This window comes from Kribbella sp. NPDC058245 (assembly GCF_042882005.1).
Lineage (GTDB): Bacteria > Actinomycetota > Actinomycetes > Propionibacteriales > Kribbellaceae > Kribbella.
The window spans coordinates 20,379-36,017 of the sequence record NZ_JBHVWY010000005.1; the positions used below are offsets into that span (position 1 = coordinate 20,379).

Genomic DNA, 15,639 nt, shown 5'->3' on the forward strand with positions numbered 1-15,639 from the left:
TTTTAGAGTGATCGGCGGGTGAGCGACTGACGACGTGAGGTAATCAGCGTCACCCGGGTACCCCTGGGGAGGGTTTTTCATGACAGGTATCCATCGTCGCCTGGCTGCTGCCGCCGCAGTCCTCGCGACACTCACCGTCGGCCTGGCCGGATCACCGGCCGGCGCCGCGCCACCCGACACCGGATCGAAACTGGCCGCGGTCGACAACGGCGACGTCTACACCGTCGAGCGGCTGGCCAACGGTGAGCTCAGAGTCGGACTGCACGAGCCGGCCGGAAGCCCCGAGGCGCTGCGTCGCTCCCTGCGAGCACAGGGGAAGAACGTCCTGGCGGCCGGCGAGACGCCGCCGGGCGGAGGCATGGGCCTGCTGGCCTGCGTGACGTACGGGACCGCCGCTCAGTGGTGCAACCACGCCTGGAGCTACGGTCCGTTCAACGACCCGCAGGTCTACTTCCTCGACTACACGCCCGCCGGGTTCCCGGTCACCGATGCGGTGGCCGACTGGTACCAATCGCCCGGCATCGACGCCTACTACCGCTGGAACACCCAGGGCTGCCCGGGTGGCGGACGGCACTGTGTGGACGTCCGGACCTACAACGCCGGACCGGATGAGTTCGGCGTCACCTACTGGAATGCGAACGCACCGGAAGGCCCGGTGAGCGTCTATCTCGCCAGCCACATGGCCGGCACCAACCAGGCGCGCAAGTCGACCTGCCACGAGCTCGGCCACGCGCTGGGACTCGACCACAACTCCTCGACCAACTCCTGCATGAAGCAGGGCCGGATCGCTGCCGGCTGGTCGCTGCACCCGTCGAGCCAGGACTTCGAGGTCCTGAACCGGGTCTACCCCAAGCCGGGAACGTGAGCCGTTTGACGAGGTGAATGCGGCGCCGGTCCTTCTCCAGGGCCGGCGCCGCTCGTTTGCTGTTAGCGGAGGTCGTTCGACAAGGCCGTGGCTGCCTGGGTGAGGAGCGGGACAGCCCGAGCGACGAGGGCCTCGGTCATGCGCGGAGCCGGGCCGGAGACGGAGATGGCCAGCGGACTGGGACCATCCGGTACGGCGACAGCCACGCACCGTACGCCGAGCTCCTGCTCACCCTCGTCGGTCGCATACCCGGATCGCGCGGCCTCGTGGAGTTGAGCGGCGAAGGCATCGGGCGTGGTGATCGTGTTCTCGGTGTGCCCGGGCATGCCGGTCCGGGCGAGGAGCTCGCGGACCGCCGTTTCGGGATAGCCCGCGAGGATCGCCTTGCCGACAGCGGTGCAATGCGGGAGTACTCGCCGACCTACCTCGGTGAACATCCGCATCGAGTGCCGGGACGGGACCTGGGCGAGGTAGACGATCTGGTCGCCGTCGAGCATGGCCATGTTGGCCGACTCGCCGAGCTCGTCGACCAGGCGGGCCAGATGCGGCCGCGCGAACACGCTGAGCAGGCGCGAGGAGCTTTCGCCGAGGCGGATCAGCTTAGGCCCGAGGATGTATTGCCGCGACGGCTCTTGACGCACATAACCCAGGTCGACCAGGGTGCGGACCAGGCGGTGGATCGTCGGCAGCGGCAGGCCGGAGGCCGTGGCCAGCTGGGACAGCCCCATCATCCCGCCGGCGTCGGCCATCGTCTCGAGCAGCCCGAACGCGCGCTCGATCGACTGCACACTGCCGGTACGGCCCTTACCGCTGGGTTCCGTCATCGCGCCACCCTTCGCCTTGATGCTTCCGCACAGTAGATATTAGTCTCCGCAATACGGAAACCCGAGGAGGCAAGCCCATGGGGCTGGACGAGCTTGGTGACGAACTGGACCAGCGGCTGGCGGCCGCCGACGCGGCGCTGACTGCCGATTACCCGGGGGACCGCGGGGTGCGGCAGCCGGTCCACACGGTTTACGTGCCGGCCGACCGGTACGACGCTCAAACCGTCGCCGACTGGGGATCACAGGCGCGGGCGGCGCTGACCGGTCACGACCTGGCCGCCGTACTGGATGTCCCCGCTGAGGTTTATGACCGGATGACGGCGAAGCTCGAGCGGGAGCCGATCGAGGATCTCCGGATCGACTTCGAGGACGGGTACGGGAATCGGCCCGATGCGGAAGAGGATGCGGCAGCCGTCGCGGCCGCGCGGATTGCGCCACAATCGCCGTACTACGGCTTGCGGGTGAAGTCGCTGGAGGCGCCGACCCGGCGGCGATCGTTGCGGACGCTGGACTTGTTCGTCCGGGAAAGTGGGGTCCGCGAGGGGTTTGTGGTCACGCTGCCGAAGGTGACGTCGGTCGAGCAGGTCGAGGCGTTTGTGCACGTCCTGCAGACGCTGGATAGTGCGTATGGCACCTCTTTGAAGTTCGAGATCCAGGTGGAGACGCCGCAGGCGATTCTGGGTGCCGATGGGACCGCGTTGATTGCGCGGATGCTCAAGGCCGGCGGGTCTCGCGTGACCGGGTTGCACTACGGGACGTATGACTACAGCGCCTCGCTCGGCGTCGCGGCGGCGTACCAGAGCATGGAGCATCCGGTCGCCGACCACGCCAAGGACGTCATGCAGTTGGCCGCGGCCGGGACCGGCGTGTTCGTGTCGGACGGCTCGACCAACGTGCTGCCGGTTGGCGATGGCATCCACGCGGCGTGGCAACTGCACTTCCGGCTGGTACGGCGTTCGCTTGCCCGCGGCATCTATCAGGGCTGGGACATGCATCCGGGCCAACTCCCGACCCGATTCCTCGCGACGTACCTGTTCTATCGCGAGGGTTTCGACCAGGCCGCGACCAGGCTGAGCGCCTATCTCGGCCACGGCTCGTCGGGCTACCTCGACGAGCCGGCGACCGCGGTGGCGCTCGCTGGTTTCGTCCTGCGCGGCCTCGATTGTGGCGCGATCGACGCGTCGGAGATCGACTTCGACCTCGCCGAGCTCGCCAAACTCGCTCGGCGACCATAGCGGAGTGTCGCGGCTAAATCTCGGCACTGGCGGCGCCCAGGCGGGCACCTCGCGGCGTTGGAGGGAAAGCCACGATGGAAAAGCATCGAGGCTTCCCCTCCGCCTTGCGATGCACCCACCTGGACACCGCCAGCACTCGAGCTTTACCCGCGACACTCCGCTAGCCTCGCCTCATGCGACTGGTTGCCGAGTTCACCACTGAACCCTTCGATGTCGAGGGTTCGCCACCCGCGCACGTGACCGAGGCGCTGCGGGCCGCGGAGGAGGCTGGGCTCGACTGCGAGTTCGGCCCCTTGGGTACGCAGGTTCGCGGTGAGCAGCAGGACGTGTTGTCCGCGCTTCCGCAGGTGCTCGAGGCGGCCTTCGCTGGGGGTGCGAGCCAGGTGACGCTGCAGGTACGACGCGATGCCTGAACCGCATCCGCTGGTCGAAGCGATCACCCCGCTGATCGAGCGGCTGAACGCTGAACTGGTCGCGCCTGGTGACGCGGCTGAGGACGACATTCCCTTGCTGTGGAAGGGGAAACCGGTGGTCGCGGTCCGGCTGACGCCCAAGCCGGTCGACGGCGTACAGGGTCTGCTCGCCGAGGTTGCTGGTGAACTCGGCGGGCCGCTGAACTCGTTGTCGCGGACCGACAAGCAGCAGGCGGTGTTGTTGCTGGAGGCCCGCGGTGCGTTCGAGTACCGGAAGTCGGCCGAGATCGTCGCCGAGGCGCTCGGTGTCACCCGCTTCACCGTCTACAACTACCTGAATCGCTCCCGTTAAATTCAACAAACTGTTGACGGAGGGCCCGGTGGGATGCCAGGCTCTCGGTCATGGATCTGGTGGAGTTCAACGCCGCGCCCGCCGACCGGCTGCGCCCGGAGCTGGCGAGCTGCTGTGACGTGCCACGCTGGGTCGACGGAATCCTCGTCAAGCGCCCGTACGGCGATCGCAGCGTCCTGACCGCGGTCGCGGATCAACTGGCGCGCGAACTCGACTCCTCCGAGGTCGACCGGGCGCTTCGGGCGCACCCGCGGATCGGTGATCGGCCGCAGGGCGCGGGTACTGAGGCTGCCTGGTCCCGCACTGAGCAGTCCGGTGTCGGCGACGATCTGGGGGTCCGTGAAGCGCTTGCTGAGGGCAACCGCTTGTACGAGGACCGCTTTGGGCGTGTTTTTCTCATCTGTGCAACGGGATTGTCCGCTGCGCAGATGCTGGGCAGCCTGCAGGAACGACTGACAAATGACGATGCTGCTGAGGCTGTCGTTGTCCATGAGGAGCTGCGCAAGATCGCGTTGCTGCGACTTCATAAGTTGGTGACGGCGTGAGTAGTTTATCGACGCACGTGTTAGATACGGCATCGGGTCGGCCGGCGGTCGGCGTACCGGTGCGGCTTTATCGGGGGGACGTCGTACTGGCGACCGGTGCGACGGACGAGGACGGCCGGATCGCTGAGCTGGCGCCGACGTTGGAGCACGGGACCTACCGGCTCTGGTTCGACGTCGCCGCATATGCGGGTCCGGACAGCTTCTTTCCGGAGGTCTCCGTGACCTTCACGGTCGCCGACGAGCGGCACTATCACGTCCCGTTGCTGCTCAGCCCGTTCGCGTTTTCCACCTACCGAGGGAGCTGACCGGAATGGCCATCCGCCTGGGAGCCAATCAGTACGGCAAAGCCGAGAGCCGCGTGGTGCGCATCTACCGCGACACGGCCCGCCACCAGATCCGCGACCTGAACGTCTCCACCGCCCTCCGCGGCAACTTCGCGGCCGCGCACACCGACGGCGATCAGAGCGACGTACTGCCGACCGACACGCAGAAGAACACCGCCTTCGCCTTTGCCAAGGAGAAGGGGATCGGTGCGCTGGAGGACTACGCGCTGACGCTCGGCGCGCACTTCCTGGACGCGTCGCCGGCCGCGGAGGGTGCCCGGGTCTCGGTCGAAGAGTATGCGTGGGAGCGGATCTCGGTCGACGGCCAGGAGCACGACCACGCGTTCGTGCGCGGCGGGAGCGGTGTGCGGAACACGATCGTGAACGTCGAGGGGCGTGGGGCAGATCGTCGGACCTATGTCGTCTCGGGGATCAGTGATCTGGTCGTGCTGAAGTCGACCGGGTCGGAGTTCCACGGGTTCCTGAAGGACAAGTACACGACGCTGCCGGAGACCAACGACCGCATCCTGGCGACCTCGCTGGTGGCGCGCTGGCGCTACGAAGGTGTCGAGGTTGACTGGGACAAGTCTTACGACGCGATCAAGTCGTTGCTGCTCTCGCGGTTCGCGACGATTCACAGTCTCGCCTTGCAGCAAACCCTTTATGGGATGGGCGAAGCGGTGCTGAGCGAGCACCCGGAGGTTGCCGAGATCAAGTTCTCCGCGCCGAACAAGCACCACTTCCTGGTCGACCTCAGTCCGTTCGAGGTCGAGAACCCGGGCGAGGTGTTCATCGCCGCCGACCGCCCGTACGGGTTGATCGAGGCGACGGTGGTCCGCGACGAGGCGAGCGACGCCGGGAGCGCGTGGCACGCCGTACCGGGTTTCTGCTGATGCTGGTGCCCCGCGGGGCACTGGTGATCGAGGGCGCCTACGTGGCGACCCTCGATCCGGCCCGGCGGGAGTTCGTCGGGCATGTGGTTGTCTCTGGCAACAAGATTGTTGCTGTCGGCCCGGGATCGTCGGGGTTGTCCGAGGGTGCTCAGGTGATTGATGGGTCGGGGTGTCTTGTGACGCCTGGATTCGTCAATACGCATCAGCATCTGTATCAGTGGGTGACGCGCGGGCTTGCCGTGGACGCGACGCTCTTCGAGTGGTTGCGGACGCTCTATCCGGTGTGGTCGCGCATCACCGAAGAGTCCGTGTACGTCGCTGCGAAGGGCGCGCTGGCCCAGCTGGCACTGACCGGCTGCACGACCGCAGCGGATCACCACTATGTCTTTCCGCGCGGTGGTGGTGACCTCCTCGCGGCCGAGATCACCGCGGCGGCGGAGGTCGGACTGCGGTTCCACCCGACGCGCGGCTCGATGGATCGCGGTCAGAAGGACGGTGGGCTGCCGCCGGATTCGGTCGTGGAGGACCGCGACGAGATCCTGGCCGCAACCTCGGCCGCGATCGATCGGTGGCACGACCCGTCGCCCGGGTCGATGCTGCAGCTCGCGGTCGCGCCGTGCTCGCCGTTCAGCGTCAGCGGCGAGTTGATGCGGGAGTCCGCCGTACTGGCTCGTCGCAAAGGTGTCCGCCTGCACACGCATCTCGCAGAGACCACCGACGAGACCGCCTGGTGCCTCGAGACACATGGGTGTACGCCCCTCGAGTACGCCGCCTCACTGGGCTGGACCGGGTCGGACGTGTGGTTCGCCCACGGCATCCACTTCGACGACGCGGAGATCAAGCAACTAGGTGCGACGGGGACGGGCGTCGCCCACTGCCCAAGCTCCAACGCCCGCCTCGGCGCCGGCATTGCCCGTACGGCGGACCTCCGCGCCGCGGGTGCTCCGGTCGGACTCGGAGTGGACGGTGCCGCCAGCAACGAAGCGGGCAGTCTCGTCGAAGAGGTCCGCAATGCGTTGTTGCTGGCCCGAGCCCGCAACGGCCCTCAGTCCCTCACCGTCCGGGACACCCTAGAGATGGCGACTCTCGGCGGAGCCCAACTCCTAGGTCGCCTTGACGAGATCGGCTCCCTGGAACCCGGCAAACTAGCCGACCTAGCGGTGTGGAACCTCAACACCCTCCAACACGCCGGCATCCCGGACCCCATCGCCGCCCTGGTCCTCAGCACACCCCCACCCCTGGACCTGCTGCTGGTCAACGGCCGCCCCGTCGTAGAACACAACACCCTCGTCACCCTCAACCACCAATCTCTCGCCCGCGAAGTAGCCAAAACCCAAGCCACCCTCCTCTGACCCAACCCGAAGCGACGTACCAGCGCTTGGCCAGCCCACATCCGCCGCCGCCTCCCTCGCGAGTGAGCCACGAGGCCCAGGCCGATCCAACCTAGTCCCAGCAGACGGACCGCCATCACCGACCAACTGTTCGTGGCCTGCGTGGTCCAGGCTCAGCGCCCCGTGCTCCAGGTGTCGGGGCAGGCGTTACTGGGTGGTGCACGTCCGCTCGCTGGGTTGCGCGGGTGGGGTCGTGAGGGCGGGTGCGGTCTGGTCCAATCTTGAGGGCGGACCGCCATCACCGTCCAACTGTTCGTGACCTGGCGCGTCCACGCTCAGCGCTCCTTGGCCCGGGCGACGGGGAAGGGGTTAGTGGGTGATGCACGTCGGCCACCCGGGCGGGTGGGTTCAGTGTGCGGCGCGAGTGAAGCCGGCGTGCGGCGCGACTGAGTTCACCGTGCGGCGCGAGTGAAGCCGGCGTGCGAGTGTGGGGAGCGGGGCGGCGAGTGGGATGAGTGTGTTGCTGGTAAGGGGTTTCCGGCGACAGAGTCTTCCCACTCGGCATGGCTGGGTGGGATTCCGCGAGTGGCGCCACCGTGCAGCGCGAGTGGTTCCACCGTGCTGGGCGACTGACCCGCGAGTGGCGCCACCGTGCAGCGCGAGTGGTTCCACCGTGCTGGGCGACTGACCCGCGAGTGGCGCCACCGTGCAGCGCGAGTGGGTTCACCGTGCGGGGCGGCTGGAGCGGCGTGCGAGTGGGATGGTGAGTGGGGGAAGTGTGTTGCTGGTAAGGGGTTTCCGGCGGCAGGGTCCTTCCACTCGGTGCGACCCGGTGAGGATCCGCGAGTGGCGCCACTGCGCGTCGGGAGCGGTGCTCGCGTGTGTCGGGGGTGGGCTCGCGGGTGAGGCGAGTGGGTTGGCCGTGTCGTGGGGGAGTTGGGTCACCGTGTCCAGGGAGGGGAAACCCTGGGCGGGTGCGGCTGGGGCCGCTTTAGGGGGTTAGGAGGGTGCCGTTGATCCAGACTGCTTGGACGTCGGTGGTGGTGCCTAGGGTGAAGATGCGGGCTACTACCTCGTCGTGGTCTTCGGCGTGGGCGATGCCTACGGCTAGGGGGGAGTCGGCGGCGGGGCGGATGAGTTGGGCGTCGAAGGCTTGGCCGGGGCTGAGGTGGCCTACGTGGGGGAGGTTGAGGGCTTCGGCGCCGGCGGTGGTGGAGAGGTAGAGAAGGTGGGCGGCGGTGAGGGGGCGGCCTTGGTCGCCGAGGAGCTGTTGGCAGAAGTAGGCCTGCAGACCCTCCTTGAGCAGCGAGAAGCCAGCACCCGCTCCGACATCTGAGCCGAGCGCGACGCGGACGCCGTGCTGGAGGTGGCGGTGGAGGGGGAAGAGCCCGCTGCCGAGTGCCGCGTTGCTGGTTGGGCAGTGGGCGACGGATGCACCGCTGACGCCGAGGAGTTTGAGCTCGACGTCGGTCGGGTGCACGTTGTGGGCCAGCACGGTACGGCGGTCAACCAGCCCATGCCGGTCGTACGTCGTCACGTAGTCGCTGCCCCCGAACAGATCGGCGACCGTCGCGATCTCGGCCTCGTTCTCGTTCACGTGCGAGGTGAAGAGCGCATCCGGTACGGCGTCCATCAGCTCGCGACACGTGGCGAGCAGCTCGTCGGTGCATGACAGCGAGAACCGCGGTGTCACGGCGTACCGGTTGCGACCAACCCCATGCCAGCGATTGGCCAGCGCAAGCGACTCGGCGTACGCCCGGACCGGCGTGGTGAGCAGGTCAGGCCGCAGCAACCGGTCGCTCAGCACCAACCCACTGGTGATCCGCAGCCCGACCTCCCACGCGGCACCGAAGAGCGCATCCATCGCGTCGGCGTAGTGCGCACCGAACACCAGCGCAGACGTCGTACCGGCCGCGGCTAGCCCCCGCACGAACTCGCGAGCAACCCCGGCCGCATAGGAAGCGTCAGCCATCCGTGCTTCCTCCGGCAGCGCGTACTTGTCCAGCCACTCGAGCAGCGGCAGACCGAGCCCACCAACAGCGCGGATCTGCGGGAAGTGCACGTGCGAGTCGACGAACCCGGGCAGGACGATGCCGCCGGTCAGGTCGACCACCGGCTCGGCCGGGTGCGCGCGGCGGATCTCCAGGAAGGGGCCGCGGGCAATGATCACACCGTCCTCGACCAGCAGTCCCGCGTCGGTGTCGACCCGGAGTTCGGCACCGGTGAACGGGTTCTGCGGGGTGTCGATGAAGGTGCCACGGAAGATCGTCATGCATTCGCCTCACGATGAGCCGGCGCAGGGCGACGCTCGGCGATGAACAGTTCGAGCAGCCAGGCCGCGACGCTGACAGCGATCACGGCCGGCTCCTTGCCGGTGACGGAGGGAACTCCGATCGGGGTGGTGATCCGCGCGATCGACTCGGCGGAGTTGCCGTCCTCGGCGAGTTTGCGCCGGAAGCGGGCCCACTTGGCGCGGGAGCCGATCAGGCCGATCGTCGCCAGGTGTTCGTTGCGGATCGCGGCGTCACACAGCGCCGCGTCTTCAGCGTGGTCGTGCGTCATGATCACGGTATGCGTGCCCGGCGGCAGCTCACCCACGACCAGCTCGGGCAGAACCGGAACGTTGTGCACATGGACAGACGCGACCGCATCGTCCAGCACTGCCAGCCGGTCTGCAGTCAGTTGCTCGGGTCGCGAATCGACCAGGTGCAGTTCGATGTCGTGCCGCGCGAGGATCCGCGCCAGCTCGAGGCCCACGTGCCCGACGCCGAAGATCGCCACGGACGGCACGACCGGCAACGGTTCGAGCAGCATGGTCACCTCACCTCCACAACACTGAACTCCATGCCGGTACGGCGCCTTGTCCGACAACGCCGTCGTGATCAACTCCGGCTCCCGCACGTCGGCGGTGATCATCTCCCGCGCCCGCTCGATCGCCAGCGCCTCCAGGTTCCCGCCGCCGACAGTCGCCCAGACGTTGTCCAGGGCAACGACCATCTTCGCCCCGGCCTCGCGCGGCGCGTGGCCGCGGACCGCGGTCACTGTGACGAGCACTCCGGCACGACGCCCAGCCCGCAAGGTCTGGATCGCCTTCACCCACTCCATGAGACACCTCCCCGGGCCCGCTCCAGCGCCCAATAAACGGCCTCGGGTGTCGCCGGCGACGGCAGATCAACGCTCACCCCAGCGGGACCGAAGGCAGCGGCCGCGTGCCGCAACGCCTCGCGAACCGAGAAGGCCAACATCAACGGCGGCTCACCAACAGCCTTGGAACCGTAGACAGCGCCGTCCTCATGCGCCTTCTCCAGCAACCGAACGTTGAACACCTCCGGCATCTCCGAGAAGCTCGGCAGCTTGTAGGTGCTCGCAGCCTGCGTAGCCAGCCGACCACGCTTCGCGCCAGTGCTCTCGTCCCAGCGCAGATCCTCGAGCGTCAACCAGCCGGCGCCCTGCACGAACCCACCTTCGATCTGCCCGATGTCGATCAGCGGGCTCAGGCTGTCCCCGACGTCGTGCACGATGTCGACCCGGCGCAGCCGATAGGAACCGGTGAACCCGTCCACCTCGACCTCTGACGCAGCGACGCCGTACGCGAAGTACTTGAACGGCTCCCCACGCATCGCATTCGCATCCCAATGCAAGCCCTCGGTCCGATAGAACCCGGCCGCCCACAGCTGAACGCGTTGCATGTATGCGGAAGCGACCAGCTCCTCCCACGGCAGCCCGTCCCCTGACAGCCCCCGTACGACGCCGTCCGCGAATCGCACGTCCGACGGGCTGATGCCGAGTCGCCCGCCGGCGACCTGCGCCAGCCGCTCGCGGATCTGCTCGCACGCGTTCTTCACCGCGGCACCATTCAGATCCGCGCCGGCCGACGCCGCAGTCGCGGACGTATTCGGCACCTTGTCAGTCCGCGTCGGGGCGAGACGCACCCGAGAGAGTGGCAGACCGAGCGCAGTCGCGGCGACCTGCATCATCTTGGTGTGCAGACCTTGACCCATCTCGGTACCACCGTGATTGATCAAGACTGATCCATCTTTGTACACATGAACCAACGCGCCAGCCTGGTTGAACGCCGTCAGGTTGAACGAGATCCCGAACTTCACCGGCGTCATCGCCAGCCCACGCTTCACATGGTCATGCGAGGCGTTGAACGCCGCGATCTCCGCCTGCCGAGCTGCGATCTCGCCACCGGACAGCACCTGACTCCAGCAGGACTCCAGCCGGTCCGCGTGCCGCACCGGTTGCGCGTACGGCGTTGAGTCGCCGGGCTGGTAGAAATTCCGCCGCCGAAGCTCCAAAGCGTCGTACGGGAGTAGGGGCGCGCAGCGGCCGAGGATGTCCTCGATCACGAGCATCCCCTGCGGGCCACCGAATCCGCGGAACGCGGTCTGGGAGGTCTTGTTCGTCTTCGCGATCTGCCCGTCGACCCGGACGTGGGGGATCTCGTAGGCGTTGTCGATGTGACACATCGCCCGCGCCAGTACAGGTTCAGACAGGTCCAGACTCCACCCGCCATCGGCGGTCAGGGTCGCGTCCAGCGCCACCAGCCGGCCGTCCTCGTCGAACCCGACCGTCCATGCGCTGTGGAACCCGTGCCGCTTGCCCGACATCGTCATGTCCTGCGTGCGATTCAGCCGCAACCGCACCGGCCGCCCGGTCAGCGTCGCGCCCAGCGCGGCGATCGCGGCGAACCCGTGCGGCTGCATCTCCTTGCCGCCGAAGCCGCCGCCCATCCGCAGGCACTGCACAGTCACCGAGTGACTGGCCAGCCCGAGCACGTGCGCGACGATCTCCTGCGTTTCAGATGGGTGCTGCGTGCTCGACTGGACGAAGATCTGCCCGTACTCGTCGACCAGCGCCAAGGCCGCATGCGTTTCCAGATAGAAATGCTCTTGCCCCGCGAACTCGAATTCACCCTTGAAAACATGTGCAGCCCCAGCCAACGCCGCCGACACGTCGCCGCGCTCCAGATGCCGCCCGATGCCCTGGAAGCTGCCGGCCTCGATCGCCTCCCGAACCGACACCAACGACGGCAGCGGCTCGTACTCGACCTCCACAGCCAACGAACCAAGCCGCGCCGCCTCTAGCGTCTCCGCCAGCACCCAGCAGATCGCATGCCCGTTGAACATGACCTCGCTCGGGAACAGCGGCTCGTCATGCTTCACGCCCGCGTCGTTCACCCCCGGTACGTCGTCCGCCGTCAACACGCGGACCACGCCCGGAACGTCGTACGCCGGCTTCACCCGCAGCGCTGTGATCCGCGCGTGCGCATGTGGCGACTGCACCGGCCAAGCGTGCAGTACGGCGTGCGTCCGCTGCACCAGGTCGTCTGTATATAAGGCGTTCCCGGTCACATGCAGTGCGGCACTCTCATGCGGCATCGGTACGCCGACAACCGCGCTGGCGGGCCTTTCCGACAACAGACTCATACAAGTGCCCCCCGGTCAGCGAAGTAGAACCGCAGGAGTGACTGCCCGAGCATTGCCGACCGGTACGACGAACTCGCGCGGTGATCGTCCATCGGCGTACCCTCGGCGGCCATCACCGCGGCCGCTCGCCGGACCGTCTCCTCGGTCCACGGTTGCCCGACCAGTTCCGCCTCGGTCGACCGCGCGCGCAACGGCGTCGCCGCGACCCCGCCGAGCCCGACCCGCGCTTCCCGAACGATGCCGTCAGCAACGTCAATGGCGTACCCGATCGCAACGCTGGAGATGTCGTCGAAACGACGCTTCGCGATTTTGTGGAACGCGGTCATCGGTGCCAACGGCAACGGAATCACGATCGTCTTGATCAGCTCGTCGGCCGCCTTCACGGTCTGCCGGTAGCCGGTGAAGTAGTCAGACAGCGGGACGACGCGGTCTCCGTCAAGAGATGCGAGCACCAGGGACGCATCCAGCGCGAGCAGGGCGGGCGGCGTGTCACCGATGGGTGAGCCGGTACCGAGGTTCCCGCCGATCGTTGCCCCGTTGCGGATCAGCCGCGACGCGAACTGCGGAAACAGCTGCTCAAGCAACGGCACCCGGCCAGCCAGCCGCCGCTCGATCTCCGTCAGCGTCAACGCGGCACCGAGCCGAACCTCATCCGAGCCGACGCTGAACTCCCGCAGCTCGGCCAACCGATCGATGGCGATCACCAGCGGCGGACGCGAGCCGAAGATGTTCACCTGGACCCCGACATCGGTCGACCCGGCAACGATCTGAGCGTCCTCACGCTCGCTCAGCAGCGCCAAAGCATCGCCAAGCGAGGCTGGGCGGACGAACTCGCCCTCGTTACTCACCATCTCGGTCACCGCAGGCGCAGGCGGGGGATTGCTGCAACGCGCCGCAAAAGCATCGTTCGGCCCAGGCTGACTCAGCGCGTAGGCGGCATCGCGGATAGGCCGATAGCCCGTGCAGCGGCAGAGGTTGCCGCTCAACGAGTGCAGGTCGAACCCGTTCGGACCGTGCTCATGGTCATCGGCGCCAGCCTCACGACCAGGGCGGTAGTACTCGGCCGCCATGCTGCACACGAAGCCCGGCGTACAGAAACCGCATTGTGAACCACCGCGGACCGCCATCTCCTCCTGCACCGGATGCAGCGCGGCAGGCGTCCCGAGACCCTCGGACGTCACCACCTCCTGACCGTCCAGACCGGCGATCGGCAGCAGGCACGCGTTCACCGCGATCCACTCTGTCGGGGTGTCTGTGCCCGGCCGCGCGACCAGCACCGAGCACGCGCCACACTCACCCTCGGCGCAACCCTCCTTCGCGCCGGTCAGGCCGCGGTCGCGCAACCAGTCCAGTGCGGAGGTGTGGACCGGTACGGCGCCAATGGCGGTCGACTCGCCATTGACCTTCAGAGCGGGGACCTTCAGAGCGGGTGTGGTCATCGGTTGGTGCTCCAACGGGATCGGGCACTGTGAATCGGGTTGGCATCGGAGACGTAGTCGTCGAACCGGTAGCCGGCGATCTTCGCGATCTCGAGCAGCGCGGCGGCGTGCTCCTGGTTCTCGCAGTTGCCGAGCCGCTCGCGACCCTGTTCGAGGATGCGGGCGTACGACTCGGCGTCGCGGACGCTGATCACCAGCGGGAAGCCGAACCGGTCGCGGTAGGCGCCGGTGATCGAGGCCAGCTCGTCCTGATCCGGGCCAGCGAGGAAGGTGAGGCCCTTGTCGGACTGGTCGCGCAGCGAGGCCGGGCCGCTCAGACCGTCGGCTACGAGCTGCGAACCGAGCTGCGGGTAGGCCTCGATCAGTTCGCGCTGTTCATCACGCGAGCCGGAGAACAGCGCCTCCTGGAACGACCGCCGCAGCGCGTGAGTATCGGCGTACGGGCGTAGTTCCCAGGCGCGCTCGACCGCCCAGCGCGGACCCTGGAACAGGTCGCCGAACGTGTCGACGAACTCCTCGCGCGTCATCTTGTTCACCTGGTCGAGGCGGATCGAGTCACCCGGCTGGCCAGCCACGGCAGGCCCGAAGTCCTTGCCTACATGGTGAAACAGGATGTTCAGGAAGATCGCGGTCAGGCTGCCGAGGGTGATGCCGCTGCCGAAGATGATCTCGGCCCAGTCCGGGACGGCTTGGGCGACCTGCGGTTGCGCGGTCACATACATGGCCAGGCCCACACTGGTGGCAACGATCACTACGTTGCGGTGGTCGTTGAAGTCGACCTTGGTCAGGGTCTGGAAGCCGACCACTGCCACGGTTGCGAACATTGCCAGCGCTGCGCCACCGAGCACCGGATGCGGAATGCCGGCCACGATGGCGCCGGCTTTCGGCAGCAGGCCGAGCAGGATCATGATTCCGCCGGCTGCCGCGACCACCCAGCGGCTGCGGATCCGGGTCAGCCGGACCAGGCCGACGTTCTCGGCGAAGCAGGTGTAGGGGAACGAGTTGAAGATGCCGCCGATGGTGGTGGCCAGGCCGTCGGCCCGGAGCGCCTTGGCGATGTCCTCCTTGCCGATCCGCTTCTCGACGATCTCGCCGGTCGCGAAGACATCACCGGTCGTCTCGACCGCGGTGATCAGCATGACCACGACCATCGAGATGATCGCCGCCACCGAGAACTTGGGCCAGCCGAAGTAGAACGGCTGCGTGACCCCGACCCACGCGGCGTCGCCGACGGAACCGAAGTGTGCGTCCCCGAACGCCCAGGCCACGAGGGTCCCGACGACCAGGCCGGCCAGTACGGCGATGGTTGCCATGAAGCCCTTGAAGACGCGCTGGATGAGGACGATCAGCGCGAGCGTGCCGAGCGCGTAGGCCATGTTCTTGCCGCTCATCGGCGCCGCGGTGGGACCCGCGCCACCGACCGCGTCCCCGGCCGCGACCGGAAGCAGCGCCAGGCCGATGATCGTGATCACCGAACCGGTCACGACAGGTGGGAAGAAGCGGATCAGCCGGCTGAAGAACGGCGCGATGAAGAAAGTTGCCAGGCCTGCGACCAGTACGGCGCCGTAGATCATCAGCAGGCCGTTGGTACCGCCGCCCGCGGCGAGCCCGATCGCGATCATCGGGGAGACGGCCGTGAACGTCACGCCCTGGAGCAGCGGCAGCTTGACGCCGACCTTCCAGAAACCGACTGACTGGATGATCGAGGCGATCCCGCAGGTGAAGAGGTCGGCGTTGATCAGGTGGATCAGCTGCTCGGTGCTCAGCCCGATCGACCCGGCCAGCAGGATCGGCACGATCACAGCTCCGGCGTAGAACGCGAGCACGTGCTGAGCGCCGTACACGGCGAGCTTGCCGGGAGGCAGCACCTGATCGACAGGGTGGCGGCTGCTGGTACGGGCTGCCTTCATCGGACATCGCTCCTCAGGTTTGACCTGCACGCCAGCATTGACCCGGAGCGGCCCCGATTGCACCCGAGGAACCTCCG

The 15,639-nt window shown here is 67.4% G+C and carries 14 protein-coding genes; 8 read left to right on the plus strand and 6 right to left on the minus strand.

Going from position 1 to position 15,639, the window contains the following annotated elements; all coding sequences use genetic code 11:
- The first annotated feature begins 79 nt into the window (after positions 1-79).
- A complete protein-coding gene (locus ACFVWG_RS12310; protein ID WP_391543292.1) occupies positions 80-865 on the plus strand; it encodes a hypothetical protein in 786 nt (261 codons plus the stop codon).
- 62 nt (positions 866-927) lie between these two features.
- Here ACFVWG_RS12310 and ACFVWG_RS12315 read toward each other — a convergent pair whose 3' ends face one another.
- A complete protein-coding gene (locus tag ACFVWG_RS12315; protein ID WP_391543293.1) occupies positions 928-1,689 on the minus strand; it encodes an IclR family transcriptional regulator in 762 nt (253 codons plus the stop codon).
- 77 nt (positions 1,690-1,766) lie between these two features.
- Between ACFVWG_RS12315 and ACFVWG_RS12320 the strand changes: the two genes are divergently transcribed.
- The 7 genes from ACFVWG_RS12320 (at position 1,767) to ACFVWG_RS12350 (ending at position 6,802) form a co-directional block, all read left to right on the plus strand.
- Complete coding sequence (locus ACFVWG_RS12320; protein WP_391543294.1) at positions 1,767-2,924, plus strand: DUF6986 family protein; 1,158 nt, start codon at positions 1,767-1,769, stop codon at positions 2,922-2,924.
- 173 nt (positions 2,925-3,097) lie between these two features.
- The gene (locus tag ACFVWG_RS12325) at positions 3,098-3,337 is read left to right on the plus strand and encodes a thiamine-binding protein (RefSeq protein ID WP_391543295.1); all 240 of its coding nucleotides are present in this window, start codon (positions 3,098-3,100) and stop codon (positions 3,335-3,337) included.
- A complete protein-coding gene (locus tag ACFVWG_RS12330; RefSeq protein WP_391543296.1) occupies positions 3,330-3,689 on the plus strand; it encodes a helix-turn-helix domain-containing protein in 360 nt (119 codons plus the stop codon). The genes ACFVWG_RS12325 and ACFVWG_RS12330 overlap by 8 nt, the downstream gene beginning before the upstream one ends.
- A 50-nt stretch (positions 3,690-3,739) precedes the next feature.
- Entirely contained in the window at positions 3,740-4,234 is a 495-nt protein-coding gene (gene uraD, locus ACFVWG_RS12335; protein WP_391543297.1) for a 2-oxo-4-hydroxy-4-carboxy-5-ureidoimidazoline decarboxylase, read from the plus strand.
- The gene (gene uraH, locus ACFVWG_RS12340) at positions 4,231-4,539 is read left to right on the plus strand and encodes a hydroxyisourate hydrolase (RefSeq protein ID WP_391543298.1); all 309 of its coding nucleotides are present in this window, start codon (positions 4,231-4,233) and stop codon (positions 4,537-4,539) included. Before uraD (ACFVWG_RS12335) ends, uraH begins: the two co-directional genes overlap by 4 nt.
- A gap of 5 nt (positions 4,540-4,544) precedes the next feature.
- Positions 4,545-5,450 carry a factor-independent urate hydroxylase gene (gene pucL / locus ACFVWG_RS12345; protein ID WP_391543299.1) on the plus strand — a complete coding sequence of 302 codons (906 nt, stop codon included), beginning with the start codon at positions 4,545-4,547 and terminating at the stop codon, positions 5,448-5,450.
- Complete coding sequence (locus ACFVWG_RS12350) at positions 5,450-6,802, plus strand: 8-oxoguanine deaminase (protein WP_391543300.1); 1,353 nt, start codon at positions 5,450-5,452, stop codon at positions 6,800-6,802. Before pucL ends, ACFVWG_RS12350 begins: the two co-directional genes overlap by 1 nt.
- Before the next feature lie 970 nt (positions 6,803-7,772).
- Here ACFVWG_RS12350 and guaD read toward each other — a convergent pair.
- From guaD to uraD (ACFVWG_RS12375), 5 genes are read right to left on the minus strand one after another with little or no spacing between them, the layout of a single operon-like run.
- Complete coding sequence (guaD, locus tag ACFVWG_RS12355) at positions 7,773-9,053, minus strand: guanine deaminase (RefSeq protein ID WP_391543301.1); 1,281 nt, start codon at positions 9,051-9,053, stop codon at positions 7,773-7,775.
- Positions 9,050-9,886, minus strand: a complete 837-nt coding sequence (gene xdhC, locus ACFVWG_RS12360) for a xanthine dehydrogenase accessory protein XdhC (RefSeq protein ID WP_391543302.1) — start codon at positions 9,884-9,886, stop codon at positions 9,050-9,052. The genes guaD and xdhC overlap by 4 nt, the downstream gene beginning before the upstream one ends.
- Positions 9,874-12,213 carry a xanthine dehydrogenase molybdopterin binding subunit gene (gene xdhB, locus ACFVWG_RS12365; RefSeq protein WP_391543303.1) on the minus strand — a complete coding sequence of 780 codons (2,340 nt, stop codon included), beginning with the start codon at positions 12,211-12,213 and terminating at the stop codon, positions 9,874-9,876. Before xdhB ends, xdhC begins: the two co-directional genes overlap by 13 nt.
- Positions 12,210-13,652, minus strand: a complete 1,443-nt coding sequence (locus ACFVWG_RS12370) for a xanthine dehydrogenase small subunit (protein ID WP_391543304.1) — start codon at positions 13,650-13,652, stop codon at positions 12,210-12,212. Before ACFVWG_RS12370 ends, xdhB begins: the two co-directional genes overlap by 4 nt.
- A complete protein-coding gene (gene uraD, locus ACFVWG_RS12375; RefSeq protein WP_391543305.1) occupies positions 13,649-15,562 on the minus strand; it encodes a 2-oxo-4-hydroxy-4-carboxy-5-ureidoimidazoline decarboxylase in 1,914 nt (637 codons plus the stop codon). Before uraD (ACFVWG_RS12375) ends, ACFVWG_RS12370 begins: the two co-directional genes overlap by 4 nt.
- Positions 15,563-15,639 lie beyond the last annotated feature (77 nt).

Coding starts and splice junctions, on each gene's coding strand:
- ACFVWG_RS12310 (WP_391543292.1), top strand. CDS start 80: ATGACAGGTATCCATCGTCGCCTGGCTGCTGCCGCCGCAGTCCTCGCG.
- ACFVWG_RS12315 (WP_391543293.1), bottom strand. CDS start 1,689: ATGACGGAACCCAGCGGTAAGGGCCGTACCGGCAGTGTGCAGTCGATC.
- ACFVWG_RS12320 (WP_391543294.1), top strand. CDS start 1,767: ATGGGGCTGGACGAGCTTGGTGACGAACTGGACCAGCGGCTGGCGGCC.
- ACFVWG_RS12325 (WP_391543295.1), top strand. CDS start 3,098: ATGCGACTGGTTGCCGAGTTCACCACTGAACCCTTCGATGTCGAGGGT.
- ACFVWG_RS12330 (WP_391543296.1), top strand. CDS start 3,330: ATGCCTGAACCGCATCCGCTGGTCGAAGCGATCACCCCGCTGATCGAG.
- uraD (WP_391543297.1), top strand. CDS start 3,740: ATGGATCTGGTGGAGTTCAACGCCGCGCCCGCCGACCGGCTGCGCCCG.
- pucL (WP_391543299.1), top strand. CDS start 4,545: ATGGCCATCCGCCTGGGAGCCAATCAGTACGGCAAAGCCGAGAGCCGC.
- ACFVWG_RS12350 (WP_391543300.1), top strand. CDS start 5,450: ATGCTGGTGCCCCGCGGGGCACTGGTGATCGAGGGCGCCTACGTGGCG.
- guaD (WP_391543301.1), bottom strand. CDS start 9,053: ATGACGATCTTCCGTGGCACCTTCATCGACACCCCGCAGAACCCGTTC.
- xdhC (WP_391543302.1), bottom strand. CDS start 9,886: ATGGAGTGGGTGAAGGCGATCCAGACCTTGCGGGCTGGGCGTCGTGCC.
- xdhB (WP_391543303.1), bottom strand. CDS start 12,213: ATGAGTCTGTTGTCGGAAAGGCCCGCCAGCGCGGTTGTCGGCGTACCG.
- ACFVWG_RS12370 (WP_391543304.1), bottom strand. CDS start 13,652: ATGACCACACCCGCTCTGAAGGTCCCCGCTCTGAAGGTCAATGGCGAG.
- uraD (WP_391543305.1), bottom strand. CDS start 15,562: ATGAAGGCAGCCCGTACCAGCAGCCGCCACCCTGTCGATCAGGTGCTG.